This window comes from Variovorax sp. HJSM1_2, from assembly GCF_049316285.1.
GTDB lineage: Bacteria > Pseudomonadota > Gammaproteobacteria > Burkholderiales > Burkholderiaceae_C > Rhodoferax_B.
In genome coordinates, this window is sequence record NZ_JBMOXA010000007.1 from 56,729 (window position 1) to 73,772 (window position 17,044).

The 17,044-nt window shown below is 62.0% G+C and carries 19 protein-coding genes; 14 read left to right on the forward strand and 5 right to left on the reverse strand.

Going from position 1 to position 17,044, the window contains the following annotated elements; all coding sequences use genetic code 11:
* The first annotated feature begins 106 nt into the window (after positions 1-106).
* Positions 107-382: a hypothetical protein gene (locus ACFQ95_RS09675; protein ID WP_422830651.1), complete on the forward strand. Its 276-nt coding sequence runs from the start codon at positions 107-109 to the stop codon at positions 380-382.
* A gap of 130 nt (positions 383-512) precedes the next feature.
* Positions 513-953 carry a DUF192 domain-containing protein gene (locus ACFQ95_RS09680; RefSeq protein ID WP_422830811.1) on the forward strand — a complete coding sequence of 147 codons (441 nt, stop codon included), beginning with the start codon at positions 513-515 and terminating at the stop codon, positions 951-953.
* Between the two features lie 171 nt (positions 954-1,124).
* Here ACFQ95_RS09680 and ACFQ95_RS09685 read toward each other — a convergent pair whose 3' ends face one another.
* A complete protein-coding gene (locus ACFQ95_RS09685; protein ID WP_422830652.1) occupies positions 1,125-1,706 on the reverse strand; it encodes a superoxide dismutase in 582 nt (193 codons plus the stop codon).
* A 67-nt stretch (positions 1,707-1,773) separates the two neighbouring features.
* Positions 1,774-3,114, reverse strand: a complete 1,341-nt coding sequence (xseA, locus tag ACFQ95_RS09690; protein ID WP_422830812.1) for an exodeoxyribonuclease VII large subunit — start codon at positions 3,112-3,114, stop codon at positions 1,774-1,776.
* A 380-nt stretch (positions 3,115-3,494) separates the two neighbouring features.
* On the opposite strand from xseA, the gene ACFQ95_RS09695 reads away from it, so the two are divergent.
* The 6 genes from ACFQ95_RS09695 to adk all read left to right on the forward strand — a co-directional run bounded on the left by ACFQ95_RS09695 (position 3,495) and on the right by adk (position 7,512).
* Positions 3,495-4,130, forward strand: coding sequence for a MotA/TolQ/ExbB proton channel family protein (locus tag ACFQ95_RS09695; protein WP_422830653.1), 636 nt, complete (start codon positions 3,495-3,497; stop codon positions 4,128-4,130).
* A gap of 22 nt (positions 4,131-4,152) precedes the next feature.
* The gene (locus ACFQ95_RS09700; RefSeq protein WP_422830813.1) at positions 4,153-4,581 is read left to right on the forward strand and encodes an ExbD/TolR family protein; all 429 of its coding nucleotides are present in this window, start codon (positions 4,153-4,155) and stop codon (positions 4,579-4,581) included.
* Positions 4,582-4,607: 26 nt separating this feature from the next.
* Positions 4,608-5,651, forward strand: a complete 1,044-nt coding sequence (gene lpxK, locus ACFQ95_RS09705) for a tetraacyldisaccharide 4'-kinase (protein ID WP_422830654.1) — start codon at positions 4,608-4,610, stop codon at positions 5,649-5,651.
* A gap of 65 nt (positions 5,652-5,716) precedes the next feature.
* On the forward strand, positions 5,717-5,899 hold the full coding sequence (locus ACFQ95_RS09710; RefSeq protein ID WP_422830655.1) for a Trm112 family protein: 183 nt from the start codon (positions 5,717-5,719) through the stop codon (positions 5,897-5,899).
* Between the two features lie 3 nt (positions 5,900-5,902).
* Positions 5,903-6,676, forward strand: coding sequence for a 3-deoxy-manno-octulosonate cytidylyltransferase (kdsB, locus tag ACFQ95_RS09715; RefSeq protein ID WP_422830656.1), 774 nt, complete (start codon positions 5,903-5,905; stop codon positions 6,674-6,676).
* A gap of 179 nt (positions 6,677-6,855) precedes the next feature.
* Positions 6,856-7,512: an adenylate kinase gene (adk, locus tag ACFQ95_RS09720; protein WP_422830657.1), complete on the forward strand. Its 657-nt coding sequence runs from the start codon at positions 6,856-6,858 to the stop codon at positions 7,510-7,512.
* Positions 7,513-7,612: 100 nt separating this feature from the next.
* On the opposite strand, the gene ACFQ95_RS09725 is transcribed toward adk, so the two are convergent.
* The gene (locus tag ACFQ95_RS09725; RefSeq protein WP_422830658.1) at positions 7,613-8,689 is read right to left on the reverse strand and encodes an asparaginase; all 1,077 of its coding nucleotides are present in this window, start codon (positions 8,687-8,689) and stop codon (positions 7,613-7,615) included.
* Positions 8,690-8,778: 89 nt separating this feature from the next.
* On the opposite strand from ACFQ95_RS09725, the gene lexA reads away from it, so the two are divergent.
* The 3 genes from lexA to ACFQ95_RS09740 all read left to right on the forward strand — a co-directional run bounded on the left by lexA (position 8,779) and on the right by ACFQ95_RS09740 (position 11,184).
* Positions 8,779-9,468 (forward strand): transcriptional repressor LexA, encoded by a 690-nt coding sequence (gene lexA, locus ACFQ95_RS09730; RefSeq protein ID WP_422830659.1) that lies wholly within the window; start codon positions 8,779-8,781, stop codon positions 9,466-9,468.
* Between the two features lie 145 nt (positions 9,469-9,613).
* Positions 9,614-10,018, forward strand: coding sequence for a hypothetical protein (locus tag ACFQ95_RS09735; RefSeq protein WP_422830660.1), 405 nt, complete (start codon positions 9,614-9,616; stop codon positions 10,016-10,018).
* 158 nt (positions 10,019-10,176) lie between these two features.
* Complete coding sequence (locus tag ACFQ95_RS09740; protein ID WP_422830661.1) at positions 10,177-11,184, forward strand: D-2-hydroxyacid dehydrogenase family protein; 1,008 nt, start codon at positions 10,177-10,179, stop codon at positions 11,182-11,184.
* 103 nt (positions 11,185-11,287) lie between these two features.
* Here the strand turns inward: ACFQ95_RS09740 and ACFQ95_RS09745 are convergent, their stop codons facing one another.
* Positions 11,288-12,061, reverse strand: a complete 774-nt coding sequence (locus ACFQ95_RS09745; RefSeq protein WP_422830662.1) for an SDR family oxidoreductase — start codon at positions 12,059-12,061, stop codon at positions 11,288-11,290.
* Between the two features lie 138 nt (positions 12,062-12,199).
* On the opposite strand from ACFQ95_RS09745, the gene ACFQ95_RS09750 reads away from it, so the two are divergent.
* Positions 12,200-13,114 (forward strand): LysR family transcriptional regulator, encoded by a 915-nt coding sequence (locus ACFQ95_RS09750; RefSeq protein ID WP_422830663.1) that lies wholly within the window; start codon positions 12,200-12,202, stop codon positions 13,112-13,114.
* Positions 13,115-13,165: 51 nt separating this feature from the next.
* On the opposite strand, the gene ACFQ95_RS09755 is transcribed toward ACFQ95_RS09750, so the two are convergent.
* Complete coding sequence (locus ACFQ95_RS09755; RefSeq protein ID WP_422830664.1) at positions 13,166-14,107, reverse strand: LysR family transcriptional regulator; 942 nt, start codon at positions 14,105-14,107, stop codon at positions 13,166-13,168.
* A 156-nt stretch (positions 14,108-14,263) separates the two neighbouring features.
* On the opposite strand from ACFQ95_RS09755, the gene ilvD reads away from it, so the two are divergent.
* Both ilvD and ACFQ95_RS09765 read left to right on the forward strand, forming a co-directional pair.
* Positions 14,264-15,964: a dihydroxy-acid dehydratase gene (gene ilvD / locus ACFQ95_RS09760; RefSeq protein WP_422830665.1), complete on the forward strand. Its 1,701-nt coding sequence runs from the start codon at positions 14,264-14,266 to the stop codon at positions 15,962-15,964.
* A gap of 134 nt (positions 15,965-16,098) precedes the next feature.
* A complete protein-coding gene (locus tag ACFQ95_RS09765; protein WP_422830666.1) occupies positions 16,099-17,031 on the forward strand; it encodes a DMT family transporter in 933 nt (310 codons plus the stop codon).
* The last annotated feature ends 13 nt before the right edge of the window (positions 17,032-17,044 follow it).

Consider the following 17,044-nt stretch of genomic DNA (forward strand, 5'->3'; position numbering starts at 1 on the left):
AGCCGTCAACTCAGACATGTATGCGTTCGTTACAGGAGTACCTTTCAGAACTTCTGAAGGGGCAACCCACAACTTTTGACAAGCTTTGTTTCCCAAGGATCGCACCATGCACAAGATCGCCTCCGCCCTCCTGGTCAGTCTGTTTGCTGTGGGTGCTTTTGCCCAGACCCCCGCGCCTGCTGCAGCGCCCGCCAAGCCTCATGCGTCTGCCAAGCACGCCAGCAGCAAACCCGCCGCGCACACCACCACGCACGCGAAGAAGAAGACCAGCACCCAACACGCTGCGGCTCACCCCAAGTCGGCCACCAAACACGCCAAGAAGCCGAGCACCAAGACCCACACCGCCAAAAAGGCTACGCCGCACCAACACAAGACGGCCTGACCCGAACGCCAGACTTGGATGAAAATGCCCGCTTCTAGCGGGCTTTTTTTGGCCCGAATCCCAAACCAGATCGCATGTTTAGAAAGTGCTGGCAATGAAGATGACTTGGCAACAGTGGAGCCTGCGCGGCATGGTCGCCGGCTTGTGTTTCGTCGCGCTTATGGCGCAGGCGCAGGAGGCACCGCAGATAGATCTGCCACGCATACAGATCGGTGCCGGCATGTACATCATCGATACCCAGTTGGCGACCACCGCGCGTCAGCGCGAGATCGGGCTGATGTTCCGCAAGGAGATGCCGCAGCAGGAAGGCATGCTGTTTGTGTTTGAAACCCCCAGCCAGCAGTGTTTCTGGATGAAGAACACCATACTGCCCCTGACCGCCGCTTTTGTGGACGACGATGGCACCATCGTCAACCTCGAAGACATGAAGCCCCAAACGCTGGACTCGCATTGCTCCAAGCGCCCGGTGCGCTACGTGCTGGAGATGAACCTGGGCTGGTTTGCCAAGAAGGGCATCAAGGCTGGCAGCAAGCTCACCGGCAAGCCGTTTGAAGCCAAGAAGGCCGGCTAAGAACTTTGCCGCCGGAAAACAAAAAACCGACCCTTGGGTCGGTTTTTTGTTGCTAAGGCTTAAAGGCCTATTTCGTTTGCAGATCAAGCGTGAACGCGAAGACGAAGCGCAGACATTACAGGCGTAAGGCAAGCGAAGTCGACAATGTGCACGTTTGATCTGGAAATGAAATTAGGCGAAGTTGGACTCGGCAAAGCCCCAGTTCACCAGCTTGTCGAGGAAGGTCTCGACGAACTTGGGACGCAGGTTGCGGTAGTCGATGTAATAAGCGTGTTCCCACACGTCCACGGTCAGCAGAGCCTTGTCCGCGGTGGTCAAAGGTGTGCCGGCGGCGCCGGTGTTGACGATGTCCACCGTGCCGTCGGCCTTCTTCACCAGCCAGGTCCAGCCGGAGCCGAAGTTGCCCACGGCGCTCTTCACAAACGCTTCCTTGAAAGCGGCGTAGCTGCCCCACTTGGCGGTGATGGCAGCGGCCAACGCGCCCGAAGGTTCACCACCACCGGCGGGCTTCATGCAGTTCCAGAAGAAGGTGTGGTTCCAGATCTGGGCTGCGTTGTTGTAGATGCCGCCGCTGGACTTCTTGACGATTTCTTCCAGCGTCATGCTTTCGAACTCGGTGCCCTTTTGCAGGTTGTTCAGGTTCACCACGTAGGCGTTGTGGTGCTTGCCATGGTGGAACTCCAGCGTTTCTTTGGAGTAAGCCGGGGCAAGCGCGTCAATCGCGTAGGGCAATGGTGGCAGGGTGTGTTCCATTTTTTATCCTCGTGGGTTGGTAGTAAAAAACCGTCTTCGAAAGCTTGTTCTCAAGGCATTGTAAAAACTAATTTAGCCTTGTGCCGGTGACGGATATATCCAGCGAACCATCGGCCAGGTCGGCCTTGAGCTGCTGTCCCGGTGCCGCCTGCTGGGCACTGGTCAACACCTGCCCCTGTGTGTTGGTGAGCAAGGCATAACCGCGCTGCAACACCAGGCGCGGATCGAGCAGCGCCAGGCTGCGTTCGGCGCGCTCCAGCCGCTGCCGCGCGCGCTCGGTGGCGCTGCTCACGGCCGGGCCGAAGCTGCGTTGCGACGCATCCAACTGTTGGCGCAGCCGCTGCAGATGGCTGCGGTGCTCATAACGCAGGCGTTGCGCTTGTTGACCCAGTTGCGCCTGTTGCCGCGCCAGCCAACCCGAGGGCCGGCCCAAACGCGCGGCGGCCTGGTCTAACCTTTGGCTGCGGTTGTCAAGCTGGCGCAACACGGCGTCATTCAAGCGTTCGCCCGCCAGTTCCAAAGCCCGCAGCCACACCTCTCGTGGCTGCGCCACCAGCTCGGCCGCAGCCGTGGGTGTGGGGGCACGCAGGTCGGCGACAAAATCGGCAATGGTGAAGTCGGTTTCATGGCCCACACCGCTGACGATGGGCACCGGGCTTTGGCGTATCAGCCGGGCCAGGGCTTCGTCGTTGAACGACCACAGGTCTTCAATCGAGCCGCCACCACGCACCAACAAAATGACGTCGATAGGTGGGCCTGCAGCTTCATCAAGAAAATCAGCCTCTGAGGCAAGTCCAGCATACGCAAGCTGATACAAACTTGATAGCGCCTTGCGGATCTCACCCGCTGCCGCAACGCCCTGCACGGCGGCAGGCGCCACCACCACGGGAATATGTGGCACACGCCGGCGCAAGGCCGTCACCACGTCGTGCAGCGCGGCCGCCCCCAAAGAGGTGACCACCCCAATGCCGCGTGGCAGCAGTGGTAAGGGGCGCTTCAGCTCGGCAGCAAACAGGCCTTCACTTTCGAGCTGCGCCTTGAGGCGCAAAAACTGCTCGAATAAAGCGCCTTGCCCGGCGCGCGACATGGACTCCACCACCAACTGCAGGTCGCCCCGCGCCTCGTACACCCCCAGGCGACCGCGCAACTCGACCAACTCGCCATCACGCGGCGCAAAGTCCAGCAAGCTGGCGGCGCGGCGAAACATGGCGCAGCGGATTTGGCCGTTAGCGTCCTTGATGTTGAAGTAGCAATGCCCGCTGGATGCGCGCGAGAAGCCCGAAATCTCGCCGCGCACGGCCACAGGATTGAAGCGCGCCTCCAAACTATCAGCAATGGCGCGGCACAGCGCGCCAACTGCCCAGATACGCGGCCCCGCAGCGTCAGATGTAGCAGCAAATCCAGTCACGTTGCGCCCTTCAGCCATGCTGCTGCGCAGCATCGGGAGTTGGAGTACTCCACAGCGCCGTGAGATGTGCTAGGCATATGGAAATAATTCTCAAAAAGCACTGCAAGCCCAGCAATCACGGTGTAAGTCATTGATTTTAAAAGAATTAATATTGATTAAATTTTAATCAAACTGACATGAAGCCGCATGAATGCTGGATTTCGCGGCTTGTCCTACAGGTTCTTCACAAAGTTATCCACAGATGCTGTGGGTACCTGAGACGTGTTTTCAGGTTGAAAAGCAAACTACCCGTGTCAGAACAACATCGGTGTACAAAAGATGCGCCCGGCTCGGTCGCTAGGACATAATCACGCGCAGATTATCTGTGCGGAGTGCCCAATTTGTTTTCGATCATACAAGCCGCAGGCTGGCCCATTTGGCCCCTGATCGCGTGTTCCGTTCTTGCCCTTGCCCTGATCATCGAGCGCTTCGTCAGCCTCAAGACATCCAAAGTTGCCCCGCCAAAACTATTGGCTGAAGTGCTCAACGTGGCCCAGAACGGTGTGCCCGCGCCCAACATCGTCAGCCAGCTGGCGCAAAACTCGGCCATGGGCGAAGTCCTGGCCAGCGGCCTGCGCGTGGTGAACAGCCACCCGCTGGCCACCGAAGAAGACATACGCGGCAGCATGGAGAGCACCGGCCGCGCGGTGGCGCACCGGCTGGAGAAGTATCTCAGCGCACTCGCCACCATCGCCTCGGCCGCCCCGTTGCTGGGTTTGCTGGGCACGGTGATAGGCATGATAGAAATTTTTGGTTCGCAATCGGGCACGGGCGGCGCGGGCAGCGGCAACCCGGCGCAGCTGGCGCAGGGCATTTCGATTGCGCTGTACAACACCGCGTTCGGCTTGATCGTGGCGATTCCGTCGTTGATCTTCTGGCGCTACTTCCGCGCGCGGGTGGACGAATACCTGCTGAACCTGGAACTCGCTGGCGATCAGTTGGCGCGCCATCTGGGCCAGTTGCGCAAGCGCGCTTGAGGAAGCTGCTGCCATGCGCCCCATGCGTTTTCGCCACCGCGAACGTGAAGAACCCGAGATCAACCTGATCCCGTTCATCGACGTGTTGCTGGTGGTGCTGATCTTTTTGATGCTGTCGACCACCTACAGCAAATTCACCGAGTTGCAGATCAAGCTGCCCGTGGCCGATGCCGAGGCGCAGCGCGACCGGCCCAAGGAAATCATCGTGGCGGTGAGCGCCGACGGGCGTTATTCGGTGAACCGCCAGGCGGTCGAAGGCCGCAGTGTGGACAACGTCACCCGCGCCCTGCGCGACGCGGCACAGGCCAACAAGGACATGGTGCTGATCATCAGCGCTGACGCCAGCGCGGCGCACCAGGCGGTCATCACCGTGATGGAGGCGGCACGGCGCAGCGGGCTCAGCCAGGTGACGTTTGCCACACAGACCTCAGGCCCATCCGGCGCCAAATAAGCGCTTCGCCAAAGCGTCTTAGCTTCATGTCCAACTCGTCCCTAGAGAGCGCCTTGGTGCGCGCCTGGAACGGTCGTGGCCTGCTGGCCTGTGCACTGTGGCCCTGGTCGCTGCTGTACCGCTTGTTGAGCAGCACGCGACGTGTGCTCTACCAACGTGGCTGGCGCCAAAGCTACAGGGCGCCGGTGCCGGTGATTGTGGTCGGCAATGTGGTGGCCGGGGGTTCGGGCAAAACGCCGGTGGTCATGGGCATCGTGCAACATCTGCGTGCCCAGGGCATAACCGTGGGTGTGGTATCGCGTGGCCATGGCCGGCAACTGCCCAAAGAAGGCACGGACTGCCGCGAGGTGACAGCTACCAGCCCGGTGGCCGAAGTCGGCGACGAGCCGGCCTTGATCCAACGCAGTTGCCAGGTCCCGGTGTTTGTTGCGCGGCGCCGCCCGGAAGCCGTGCGCGCCCTGCTGGCGGCCTATCCACTGACGCAAGTGATCGTTTGCGACGACGGGCTGCAGCACTACCCGCTGCAGCGCGACGTCGAGATCTGTGTGTTCGACAACCGTGGCGCGGGCAACGGCTGGTTGCTCCCCGCCGGCCCGCTGCGCGAAGCCTGGCCGCGCAAGGTCGACCTGATTCTGCACACCGGCTCGCAGCCCGCGTTCACCCAACCCGCTGGCTTTCGCGTGCAGCGTGCGCTCGCACCCTGCGCCCAGCGCGCCGATGGCAGCACTGTTGCGCTTGCAACGCTGCGCGGCCAGCCCGTCACCGCGCTGGCCGGCATTGGCCAGCCGCAGGCCTTTTTCCGCATGCTGGAGGCCGCAGGCCTTCAACTCAGCGCGCGCATCGCGCTGCCGGATCACTATGATTTTCAGAGCTGGCAGCGCTCACCCACCATGCCAGAGCCGTTGATTTGCACTGAAAAAGATGCCGTAAAATTATGGCAATACGAACCCACGGCCTTGGCCGTAGCGCTGCAACTGCAATTCGATACAAGCTTCTTCGCAGCGCTGGATGCCAGGCTAGCCCAACTAGGTTTGGGGCCGGTATCATCGAGCACTTTGTCTGCTGCCTGAGCGCTTCAACGGTGGGCTACTCCGACCCCGGCGCCCATCCCATTCACGCCGACCACAACACCCGTATGGATCCGAAACTTCTTGAACTGCTGGTCTGCCCCGTCACCAAAGGCCCGCTGCAATACGACCGCGAAAAGCAAGAGCTGACCTCGCGCAGTGCGCGCCTGGCCTACCCCGTGCGCGACGGCATTCCGGTGCTGCTGGAAAACGAAGCCCGCACCCTGAGCGACACCGAACTGGGACTCTGAGCCGTGGACTACACCGTACTCATTCCGGCACGTATGGCGTCCACCCGCCTGCCCAACAAACCCCTGGCCGCACTCGGCGATGTGCCCATGGTGGTGCGTGTGGCGCAGCGTGCACAAAAATCAAGCGCCAAACGCGTGGTGGTGGCGGGCGACAGCCCCGAGATCATCGCCGCCTGTGAGGCCCATGGTGTGCAAGCCATCCTCACGCGCCAAGACCACCCCTCCGGCAGCGACCGCCTGGCCGAAGCCTGCACGCTGCTCGGCCTGCCCGACGATGCTGTGATCGTCAACGTGCAAGGTGACGAACCACTGATCGTGCCGGCCCTGATCGACGAAGTCGCCGCCCTGCTGAGCACGCGCACCGATGTCAGCATGAGCACCGCCGCCCACGCCATAGACAACGTGGCCGAATACACCAACCCGAATGTGGTGAAGGTGGTGCTGGATGCACAACAACACGCGCTGTACTTCAGCCGCGCGCCCATCGCCTTCTGGCGCGACGGTGCCCAGGCCGCCGCGCAACCGGGTGGCTTGGCCAGCTTCAAGGCTTTGCCGCAGCTGACCCCGTTGCGCCACATTGGGGTCTACGGCTACCGGGCAGGCTTCTTGCGTCTGTTCCCTACATTGCCGGTGGCGCCCATAGAAACCTGCGAAGCGCTGGAACAACTGCGGGCCATGTGGCACGGTTATCGCATCGCGGTGCACGTCACCCGGCACATCCCTGGCCCTGGTGTAGACACACCGGAAGACCTGGCGAGAGTCCGCAAACTGTATTGAGCTTTGGCGCCAGGCGGCGCCACGGCGGATCTGGGGTGGGCGTATTGCCCAGGCGTAAGCCTCGTGCCGGTTTGCGCATGCTATCCTCGCCCCATGAAGCACTGCGGCATCCAGGGCCTATTCAAAGCCCAGGCCTTGTCAGCAGTGCCACGCGATTTTTAAAACTTCCGAGGATATCCATGAGACTGATTTTGTTGGGCGCGCCTGGCGCGGGCAAAGGTACGCAAGCAACATTCATCTGCCAAAAGTACGGCATCCCGCAGATTTCTACGGGCGACATGTTGCGTGCAGCCGTTAAGGCCGGCACCCCACTCGGTCAACAAGCCGAACAGATCATGAAGTCCGGCGGTTTGGTCAGCGACGATCTGATCATCAACCTCGTCAAAGAACGTTTGGCTCAGCCAGACTGCGCCAAGGGTTGCCTGTTTGACGGTTTCCCACGCACGCTGCCCCAGGCCGACGCCATGAAGGCCGCCGGCGTGAAGCTGGACTATGTGTTGGAGATCGATGTGCCGTTTGAAGCCATCATCGAACGCATGAGCGGCCGCCGCTCGCACGCGGCCTCGGGCCGCACCTACCACGTCAAGTTCAACCCACCCAAGGTGGAAGGCAAGGACGATGTGACCGGCGAACCGCTGATCCAGCGTGACGACGACAAGGAAGAAACCGTGCGCAAGCGCCTCGAGGTCTACAGCGCGCAAACCCGCCCGCTGGTCGACTACTACTCCAACTGGGCCAAGACTGACCCAGCCTCGGCTCCCAAGTACCGCGCCATCAGCGGCATGGGCTCGGTGGACGAAATCACCTCGCGCGCACTGCAAGCCCTGTCGGCCTGATCCGACTGGCTAAAGCCTAAGCCTTTGGCCACAAAAAGCCGCCAAGTCCCGTTGAGGGACTTGGCGGCTTTTTAATGTCTGCCCCATGGGCCGGCATGCGCTAGTCATCGATCGGCGCCAGCAAGGCCAACATCAAAGCCACGCGCGCTTTCACCGGGGACAGGCCGCCCGCTTCTGGCAGCGGCTGCACGGCTTGCCCGCCATCCTCCGCCCCCACCACAATGCGCCCGTTGGTGCAGCGCGTGGCGCGTACAACCGCCACACCTTTGGCCATGGCGGCACGCAGCGCAGCTTCCAAAGCGTGGTGCACCGAGCCGTTGCCCGTGGTGGCCACCACCAAGCCCCGCACCCCGTGTGCCAGCAGCGCATGCACCACGGCGCCACTGGTGCCGGCGTGGCTCAGCACAATCTCCACCTCAGGCCACTGGTTCACATCGGGTTGCAGATGTGCAAAGGCATCCGTCCTGGCGATGTGGTGCAAGGCAGCCTGTGCCAGCGCAGAGCCTTTGAACGGCAGGCTCTTCTTGAAGCGCTCGGGCAAGCCGTTACCCAATGGCCAGGCACGCAGGCGGCGTAACACCCCCTCCTCCACATAACCCAACGGGCCGGCATCACCCGAGCCAAACGCGTCGAGCCGGTAGGTGTGCACCTTCTGTACATCCAGCGCGCCGTGCACCGTGCCCGCGCAGACGGCGACCACACCACGCGCCCCAGGCGCCTTGGCCACGGCGACGGCATCAAACAGGTTTTGCGGGCCATCGGGCGCCACGGCGGTCGATGGGCGCATGGCACAGGTCAACACCACCGGTTTTTCCGGATCCAGCACGGCCTGCAGAAAGTAGGCGGTTTCCTCCAGGGTATCGGTGCCGTGGGTGATCACCACACCACACACCTCAGGCTGCGCCAGCCAATGCGCCACGCGCCAGGCCAGTTGCTGCCACACGGCATGGCTCATGTCCTTGCTATCGAGCTGCGCCACCTGTTCGGCCAGCAGCGTCACGCCCATTTGCTTCAAGCCGGGCACGGCGTCGAGCAGTTGCCCCACGCCAACCTGGGCGGCGGTGTAGCCCACGTTGTCGCCTGCGTTTGCCGCCGTGCCGGCAATCGTGCCACCGGTACCCAAAACCACCACCGTGCGCTGCCCAGACAACACATCGGCTGAAAACTTTTCTGCCATGACTTGCAATCCCTCAAAAACTGAATAAAAATACAGGTACTGGATATTCAAACAGCCAAATCAAATACCGCCTTGCTCTGGAGCGCCACATGGACCTGCCACAGTTTTCCGCCAAACTCACTGCCCGCCAGCAACAAATCCTTGAGCTGATCCAGACCGCCGTGGCACGCACCGGCGCGCCGCCTACACGCGCTGAAATCGCCGCCGAACTCGGCTTTCGCTCGGCCAATGCAGCTGAAGAACACCTTCAGGCACTGGCGCGCAAAGGCGTCATTGAGCTGGTGAGCGGCACGTCACGCGGCATCCGGCTCAAGAGCGACACCCTGCGCTCCATCAACGAGTCGCGTGGCAGTCACTTTGGTCACAGTCTCACCTTCCCCAACATGGCGCAACTCGCATTGCCCCTGATTGGCCGCGTGGCAGCAGGCTCCCCCATTCTGGCGCAAGAGCATGTGTCGCAAACCTACTATGTCGAAAGCAGTTTGTTTCAACACACGCCCGACTACCTGCTCAAAGTACGCGGCATGTCGATGCGCGACATCGGCATCATCGATGGTGACCTGCTGGCCGTGAAGTCGGCACGTGAAGCCCAAAACGGCCAAATCGTCGTGGCGCGCCTGGGCGACGACGTGACCGTGAAGCGCTTCCGCCGCACCAAAGACGTGATCGAGCTACTGCCCGAAAACCCCGACTATGAAACCATCGTGGTCGAGCCTGGCGAGCCATTTGAAATTGAAGGCTTGGCGGTCGGTCTGATCCGCAACACGCTGCTCAGTTAGCAGCGCCCCTCACTCCCCTTTCGCTTTTAACCCCCACGCCACAACGGGTGGCGGGCGTTGGGCTGCGCCTGTGCAGTCAACAACCCCGTTGCGGCGTGTCCTTTCAAATCCTGCCTGTGTTCACTACTCGCTTGAGGAGATTCACATGGGAATGGCATTGTTTTCACATTCGGTGGCGATGACGGGCTGGGCCAGCGCCTTGCATGGGCTCAAAGATTGGTTGGCCGCTGGCAAAAGCCAAGCACAGCGCCACACCCTGGCCACCGCAGCGTCGTACCGCGAATTGCAAGCCCCCACACGCAGCGCCTGCAGCACGCCCAACCGCGTGGCACGACCAGCGGCAGGTATTCAGCCATTTGCCCACGCCCCAGCGCGGGCCACACCCCGAGCGGCAGCACGCCCCTTGCGTGTGGTGCGCGTGATCGACACCGCCTCTGCCGCTGCCAGCGCCGGGCGCATGGTGATCTCGGGGCGCATGGCCGACGTCTGCGCCGAGCTCGACCGCCTGGCCGCAACGGAGGCCAACACCGGACCAACACTCGCCCAATGAGGTAACGGTTTGTCTAAATGACACGCTGCACGCGGTGCACGCCAACACTGTGCACGCGGCGCAATGCGAGCAACGGCGCCACATTTTGCAAATCGACTGGGCCAAAACACGCGACGCGCGAGCACAGCGGCACGGACTCCGAGGCACAATAGGCTTCCATGAATATTGTGATTCTGGACGACTACCAAGATGCGGTGCGCAAACTCAACTGTGCAGCCAAGCTGGAGCCCTATACCGCCAAGGTGTACACCAACACGGTCAAAGGTTTAGGGCAGTTGTCGGTCAGGCTAAAAGATGCCGACATCATCGTCCTGATCCGCGAACGCACCCATCTGAACCGCCAACTCATAGAGAAGTTGCCTAGGCTGCGGCTCATTGCGCAGACCGGTCGCATAGGCTCACACATAGACATCGAAGCTTGCTCGGAGCGCGGTGTTGCCGTGGCCGAGGGTGTGGGCTCGTCGATTGCTCCGGCGGAGCTGACATGGGCCTTGATCATGGCCGCCACGCGGCGCTTGCCCCAGTACATCGGCAACTTGAAACATGGCGCCTGGCAACAGTCGGGCATGAAAACCGCGTCCATGCCGCCCAATTTTGGCCTGGGCACGGCGCTCATGGGCCGCACCATCGGTATTTTTGGCTACGGCAAGATCGGCAAGCTGGTGAGCCAATACGCACGCGCGTTTGGCATGAACGTCGTGGTGTGGGGCAGCGAGGCTTCTCGCGAGCGGGCCTTGGCCGATGGTTTGGGCATTGCCATGAGCCGCGAAGCCTTTTTTGCAGAATCCGACATCGTATCGCTGCACCTGCGTCTGAACGATGCCACGCGCAACATCGTTACGCTGGAGGATTTGTCGCGCATGAAGCCAACCTCGCTGCTGGTCAACACTTCACGCGCTGAACTGGTGGAGCCCGATGCCTTGTTGGCTGGTTTGAACCGCGGCCGGCCTGGAATGGCCGCAGTCGATGTTTTTGAAAGCGAACCGATCTTGCAAGGGCACGCCTTGTTGCGCCTGGAAAACTGCATTTGCACCCCACACATTGGTTATGTGGAGCAGGACAGCTACGAGCTGTACTTCAACGCGGCATTCGACAACATTCTCAACTACATCCGTGGCACACCAACCAACATCGTGAACCCCGGCTCGCTCCAAGTGCGGCGTTGAAACCGGCAAAGGCGGTCAGGCGGCGCGGCCCGCGCCGCCTGACGCCGCCAGCCCCGGGCATGTCAGCCCTTGGTCTTGGAGCAACTCCAGGAAGCGGCCCAGCTCAGCGGGTGGTGTAGCCGCCGTTGGCAAAAATCGTCTGACCGGTGATCCACCAGCCTTCGGTCACCAAGAAGCGGATCAGCGGCGCGATGTCTTCGATGTCGGTCAGCCCCTTGTGTGAATAAGCCGACAAAGCCGCCGCCGACGCGTGGTAGGCCACGGCTTCCTTGGATTCCTGGCCGTAGAAAAACGGCGTGTCCATGGGGCCTGGGCCAACCGCGTTGACCGAGATGCCGCGCGCGCCAAACTCCTTGGACGCCGCACGTGTGTAGTGCTCCACCGCCGCTTTGCTGCCGGGGTAGATGGCGTAGCTGTCGGTATAGGCCGCCAGCAGCGAGCTGACGAGCGTGACGATGCTGCCGCCCTGGTTCATGGTGCGGCCGGCTTGCTGCATGAAGAAGAAGGCCGCCTTCGCATTGGCGTCAAAGCTCTTTTCGTAATCGGCCTCGGTCACCTGCAGAATCGGCTTCTTGATCACCACACCGGCGGTGTTGATGGCCACGTCCACACCGCCCAGGCGCTTCACGGTCTCGTCAAACAACTTGGTGTTGTTGTCCACCACGGCCAGGTCGCCCTGAAACGCAAATGCTTTTGCGCCTTTGGCTTCGAGCTCGGCAACCGTCTTTTCGGCCTCGGCCTTGGAGGCGTTGCTGTTGTAGTGCACGGCGACGCCCTTGACACCAGCGTCGACAAACTGGTGGGCAATCAATGCGCCAAGGTTTTTGCCGCCACCGGCGATCACGGCAACCTTGCCTTTAAGTGTGCGAGCTGACATGGGTTCTCCTTGAGTTTGTAAACGAATCCGCAGTTTATTGAGCGACTTATTAAAGATAAACACGCCACTTCAACCTAAACTAGTCAGAAAATCAGCCTAATAAAGCCTTTTAACCCGCCCCCTTCGCACCCGCAGGCCATGGACCGAATCGACCAACTCAGCATCTTCATGCGTGTGGCAGACACGGGCAGCTTTACCGAAGCCGCCCAGCAGTTGGATGTTCCACGCGCCAGCGTTTCCACCGCCGTGCAACAGTTGGAAACGCGGCTTGGTGTTCGGCTGTTACATCGCACCACGCGCCGCGTTGCCCTCACGCCAGACGGTCAAAATCTGCTCGACCGCGCACGCGAATTAGTCGCGGATATGGAAGAGATCGAGCAGCAATTTCATCCCGTGCGCGGCGCCGTTTCGGGACGGTTACATGTTGAGATGCCCAGCCGCATCGCCCGGCTTCTGGTGGCGCCTATGCTTCCGACGTTTTTTGCCGAATACCCGGCGATTGAGCTGGAGCTCGGCTCCAGCGACCGTGTGATCGACCTAGTGCAGGAGGCGGTCGACTGTGCGCTGCGGGTCGGCCCGCTGTCGAGCAGCAGCCTGGTGGCACGCCCCCTGGGCTTGCTGCAAATGGTGAACTGCGCCAGCCCGGCTTACCTGGCGCGCCACGGCACGCCGCAAGTACCGTCTGACCTGGGCAGCCATTGGGCGGTGAACTACGCCTCGCCCGCCAGCGGGCGCGTGGCGCCCTGGGAATGGCTTAGCGCCGCACACCAGGGTCAGCCCCAGCAACTGGCCATGAGCAGCCTGGTCACGGTGAACAACGCCGAAACCTATGTGGCCTGCGCCTTGGCCGGGCTAGGCCTGGTGCAGGTACCGCGGTATGACGTTCAGGCCCACTTGCAGGCCGGCGAACTGGTGGCAGTGATGCCGGAAGCCGTGGCCGCGCCCATGCCGGTGCACCTGCTCTACACCCATCGGCGACATTTGAGCGTGCGCATGCAGTGCTTCGCGCGTTGGCTGGAAGCGCTGCTGCGGCCACATTGCCTGGCAAGCTGAACAGAAAATTGGCAGTTCAGGCAGGGTGGACAAGCGGCTGCAGCTATATTTTTATGGCGGCTCGATCGCGCTGGGCGGCTCCACCTGCTGGCGCACAAATTCGATAAACCGCTGCAAGGTCGGATTGCTGTGTTGGTCTGTCCAGACCAAGCTGGTCTCGCAGCGCGGCACGGCCAGGCCCTGGCGCCCGGACAAGGCCCGGTACACCACACCCGGGCGCTGGAACTGGCGCACACTCTCCGGCACCCAGGCCACCCCCAGTCCCGCAGACACCAGGTTGACGATGGTCTGCATCTGAATGGCTTCCTGCGCCACCTGTGGCGAACGCCCCGCGCCGTGGTACAGCGCAAAGATGGCATCGAACAACGAAGGCACGATGTGCCGCGGAAAAATCACCAAGGGTTCGCCCAGCACGGCCGCCAAGCTGAGCCGGCCTTGGGTCGCCAAAGGGTGATGCTCGGGCAGCGCCAGCACCAGCGGCTCGTGCGCCACCGCGCAGCGCTGCAAACCCGCAGGCGCAAAGCCGGCGGCATGCAACATAAAACCGGAATCGATCTCGTCGCGCGCAAAGGCCTGCAATTGCACGTCGCCCGTGGCCTCCATCAGCTCCACCCGCACCTGGGCAAACTGCTCCCGGAAGCCACGCAACCACTTGGGCAACTGCGCAAAGCCCACGGTGGAGACGAATGCCAGCCGCAAGCGCCCCAGGGCGCCTCCGGCCGCAGCGCGCGCGTGGGCCGGCAAGACGCGGGCGCGCGCCAGCAACTCCAGCACTTCGGGCAACAGCGCCTGGCCCGCCGCACTGAGTTGCACACTGCGCTTGGTGCGCTCGAACAGGCGCACGCCCAACTGACGCTCGAGTTGCGCAATGGCCTGGGTCAGCGGCGGCTGTGTCATGTGCAGACGTTCGGCGGCGCGGCCGAAGTGCAATTCCTCGGCCAAGGTGGCGAACTGGCGCCAGACACGCAGCTCAATCCAGGGATCATTCTTCATATACCAAATGAATTAATAGGCCTTGAAAAATAGATTGGAAACCTATTTTGACTCGGCGCATACTTCGGTCTGCCAAAAACCGGCTGTGACACACGTTTTCAGAGACAAATTTAGAAGCCAAGGCCGGTTAAAAAATCATCCCCACGAAAGCTCGACATGGAAACCAAGACCATCCAGATCAACCGCCGCAGCGCCAACATCACCGAAGGCAAAAGCCGCGCGCCCAACCGCTCCATGTACTACGCCATGGGCTATGAAGAGAACGACTTCAAGAAGCCCATGGTTGGCGTGGCCAACGGCCACAGCACCATCACCCCTTGCAACTCCGGCCTGCAAAAGCTGGCCGATGCGGCAATTGCCGGCATCGAAGAAGCCGGCGGTAATGCACAGGTGTTCGGCACGCCCACCATCTCCGACGGCATGGCCATGGGCACCGAAGGCATGAAGTATTCGCTGGTGAGCCGCGAAGTGATTTCCGACTGTATTGAAACCTGCGTCGGCGGCCAGTGGATGGACGGCGTGCTGGTGGTTGGCGGCTGCGACAAAAACATGCCCGGCGGCATGATGGGCATGTTGCGCGCCAACGTGCCGGCGATCTACGTCTACGGCGGCACGATTCTGCCCGGCAAGTACAAGGGCCAAGACCTGAACATCGTCAGCGTATTTGAAGCCGTGGGCCAGAACGCCGCCGGCAATATGAGCGACGAAGACCTGCTGGAGATCGAGAAGCGCGCCATCCCCGGCACCGGCTCGTGTGGCGGCATGTATACGGCCAACACCATGTCCAGCGCCTTCGAGGCCCTGGGCATGAGCCTGCCCTACTCGTCCACTATGGCCAACCCACATGACGAGAAGCAAAACTCGGCCAAGGAATCGGCCAAGGTGCTGATCCAGGCCATCAAGAACGACTTGAAGCCACGCGACATCGTCACCAAGAAAGCGATCGAAAACGCCGTCGCCGTGATCATGGCCACAGGCGGCTCCACCAACGCCGTGTTGCACTTCCTGGCCATCGCCCACACCGCGGGTGTGGAGTGGACCATCGACGACTTCGAACGCATGCGCAAGAAGGTGCCAGTGATCTGCGATCTGAAGCCCAGCGGCCGCTTCCTGGCGGTGGACCTGCACCAGGCCGGCGGCATTCCGCAAGTGATGAAGGTGCTGCTCAATGCCGGCCTGCTGCACGGCGACTGCATCACCATCTCCGGCCAGACCATTGCCGAAGTGTTGAAGGACGTGCCCGATGTGCCGCCCAACCAGGAAGTCATCCGCACCATCGCAAAGCCCATGTACGAACAAGGCCACCTGGCCATTCTGAAGGGCAATCTGTCGCCTGAAGGCGCCGTGGCCAAGATCACCGGCCTGAAAAACCCCGTGATCACCGGCCCTGCGCGCGTGTTCGACGACGAGCAGTCCGCCCTCAAGGCCATTCTGGACGGCAAGATCGTCGCCGGCGACGTGATGGTGCTGCGTTACCTGGGCCCCAAGGGCGGCCCCGGCATGCCGGAAATGCTGGCGCCCACGGGCGCGCTGATTGGCGCCGGCCTGGGCGAAAGCGTGGGCCTGATCACCGACGGCCGTTTCTCCGGCGGCACCTGGGGCATGGTGGTCGGCCACGTGGCGCCCGAAGCCGCGGCTGGCGGCAACATCGCGTTCATCCATGAAGGCGACTCCATCACCATAGACGCGCTGCAACTGAAGCTGGAACTCAACGTGCCAGAAGCCGAACTGGCCAAGCGCCGCGAAGGCTGGACACCACCCAAGCCGCGCTACACGCGCGGCGTGCAAGCCAAGTTTGCGTTCAACGCCTCCAGCGCCAGCAAGGGCGCGGTGTTGGACGACTACGCCGACTGCTGATCCGGTAGCGCATTCCTCAAAAGCCCAGCGCCTCGCGGTGCTGGGCTTTTTTATGGGCGGCACCGCAAACCTCGGCAACACACCACAAGAGTCTCTCGACAAATTTGAGCTGCCACAGCGGCGATGATCACCCCATGCAGAACAAACCTCTTTTAGGCTCCTTGATGGTGCTGGGCGCCGCCATGTTGTGGGGCACCACCGGCACCGCACAAAGCCTGGCGCCGGTACAACTCTCGGCTTACTGGGTGGGCGCACTGCGCCTGGTCATGGCCTCGGTCTTTTTTATTGGCTACGTGTTCATCACCCAACCACGCGGCCTGCTCGGGGACGATCTGCGCCGCCTGCCGCTGCGCTGGGTGCTGGCCTCCGGTGTATTTGTGGCGCTCTACAACCTGAGCTTTTTTGCGGGTGTGCGCGCAAGCGGTGTGGCTGTGGGCACGGCCATCGCCATCGGCAGCGGCCCGTTGTGGGCGGGCTTGCTGCAGTGGCTGGTGGCGCGGCAGGCGCCGCGCCCGGTATGGTGGCTAGGCACGCTGCTGGCCGTGGCCGGCGGCGCATGTATGGCGCTGGCGGGCAACACCGACCAACCGGTCAATGCACGCGGCGTGGCGCTGTGCCTGTGCGCCGGTTTTTCGTATGCCGCCTATGCACTCATCAACCAGCGCCTGGTGCAAAAAGCAGCGCCGTCTACCGTCACACTCTTGGTGTTTGGCACTGCCGCCCTGTTCGCCGTGCCGGCGGCGCTCGCCTGGGCCGATAGTTTTGTGATTTCGGCCAGCGGTTGGTGGGTTGTGGGCTATCTTGGCCTGGTCGCCACGGGCCTGGCCTACCTGCTGTTCAGCAGCGCGCTGCGCTATATCAGCGGCGCCACCAGCGTCACACTGGCCTTGGCCGAACCGCTGACCGCCTTTTTGCTGGCGATTGTGGTGGTGCGTGAACAGCCACCAGCCGGCGCGTTCCTGGGCCTGGGCCTGGTGCTGCTGGGCCTGGCCGTGGTGATCTGGGTGGAGATGAAGTCACCTGCCGCGCGCAGCATGCAAGGCAAGGCAGCTTCAGCCGCTGCTTAAAAGCGGCTCACAG

Excerpts from the sequence above, each read along its gene's own strand:
- ACFQ95_RS09675 (WP_422830651.1), top strand. The coding sequence starts at position 107 with ATGCACAAGATCGCCTCCGCCCTCCTGGTCAGTCTGTTTGCTGTGGGT.
- ACFQ95_RS09680 (WP_422830811.1), top strand. The coding sequence starts at position 513 with ATGGTCGCCGGCTTGTGTTTCGTCGCGCTTATGGCGCAGGCGCAGGAG.
- ACFQ95_RS09685 (WP_422830652.1), bottom strand. The coding sequence starts at position 1,706 with ATGGAACACACCCTGCCACCATTGCCCTACGCGATTGACGCGCTTGCC.
- ACFQ95_RS09700 (WP_422830813.1), top strand. The coding sequence starts at position 4,153 with ATGCGTTTTCGCCACCGCGAACGTGAAGAACCCGAGATCAACCTGATC.
- lpxK (WP_422830654.1), top strand. The coding sequence starts at position 4,608 with ATGTCCAACTCGTCCCTAGAGAGCGCCTTGGTGCGCGCCTGGAACGGT.
- ACFQ95_RS09710 (WP_422830655.1), top strand. The coding sequence starts at position 5,717 with ATGGATCCGAAACTTCTTGAACTGCTGGTCTGCCCCGTCACCAAAGGC.
- adk (WP_422830657.1), top strand. The coding sequence starts at position 6,856 with ATGAGACTGATTTTGTTGGGCGCGCCTGGCGCGGGCAAAGGTACGCAA.
- ACFQ95_RS09725 (WP_422830658.1), bottom strand. The coding sequence starts at position 8,689 with ATGGCAGAAAAGTTTTCAGCCGATGTGTTGTCTGGGCAGCGCACGGTG.
- lexA (WP_422830659.1), top strand. The coding sequence starts at position 8,779 with ATGGACCTGCCACAGTTTTCCGCCAAACTCACTGCCCGCCAGCAACAA.
- ACFQ95_RS09735 (WP_422830660.1), top strand. The coding sequence starts at position 9,614 with ATGGGAATGGCATTGTTTTCACATTCGGTGGCGATGACGGGCTGGGCC.
- ACFQ95_RS09740 (WP_422830661.1), top strand. The coding sequence starts at position 10,177 with ATGAATATTGTGATTCTGGACGACTACCAAGATGCGGTGCGCAAACTC.
- ACFQ95_RS09745 (WP_422830662.1), bottom strand. The coding sequence starts at position 12,061 with ATGTCAGCTCGCACACTTAAAGGCAAGGTTGCCGTGATCGCCGGTGGC.
- ACFQ95_RS09750 (WP_422830663.1), top strand. The coding sequence starts at position 12,200 with ATGGACCGAATCGACCAACTCAGCATCTTCATGCGTGTGGCAGACACG.
- ACFQ95_RS09755 (WP_422830664.1), bottom strand. The coding sequence starts at position 14,107 with ATGAAGAATGATCCCTGGATTGAGCTGCGTGTCTGGCGCCAGTTCGCC.
- ilvD (WP_422830665.1), top strand. The coding sequence starts at position 14,264 with ATGGAAACCAAGACCATCCAGATCAACCGCCGCAGCGCCAACATCACC.
- ACFQ95_RS09765 (WP_422830666.1), top strand. The coding sequence starts at position 16,099 with ATGCAGAACAAACCTCTTTTAGGCTCCTTGATGGTGCTGGGCGCCGCC.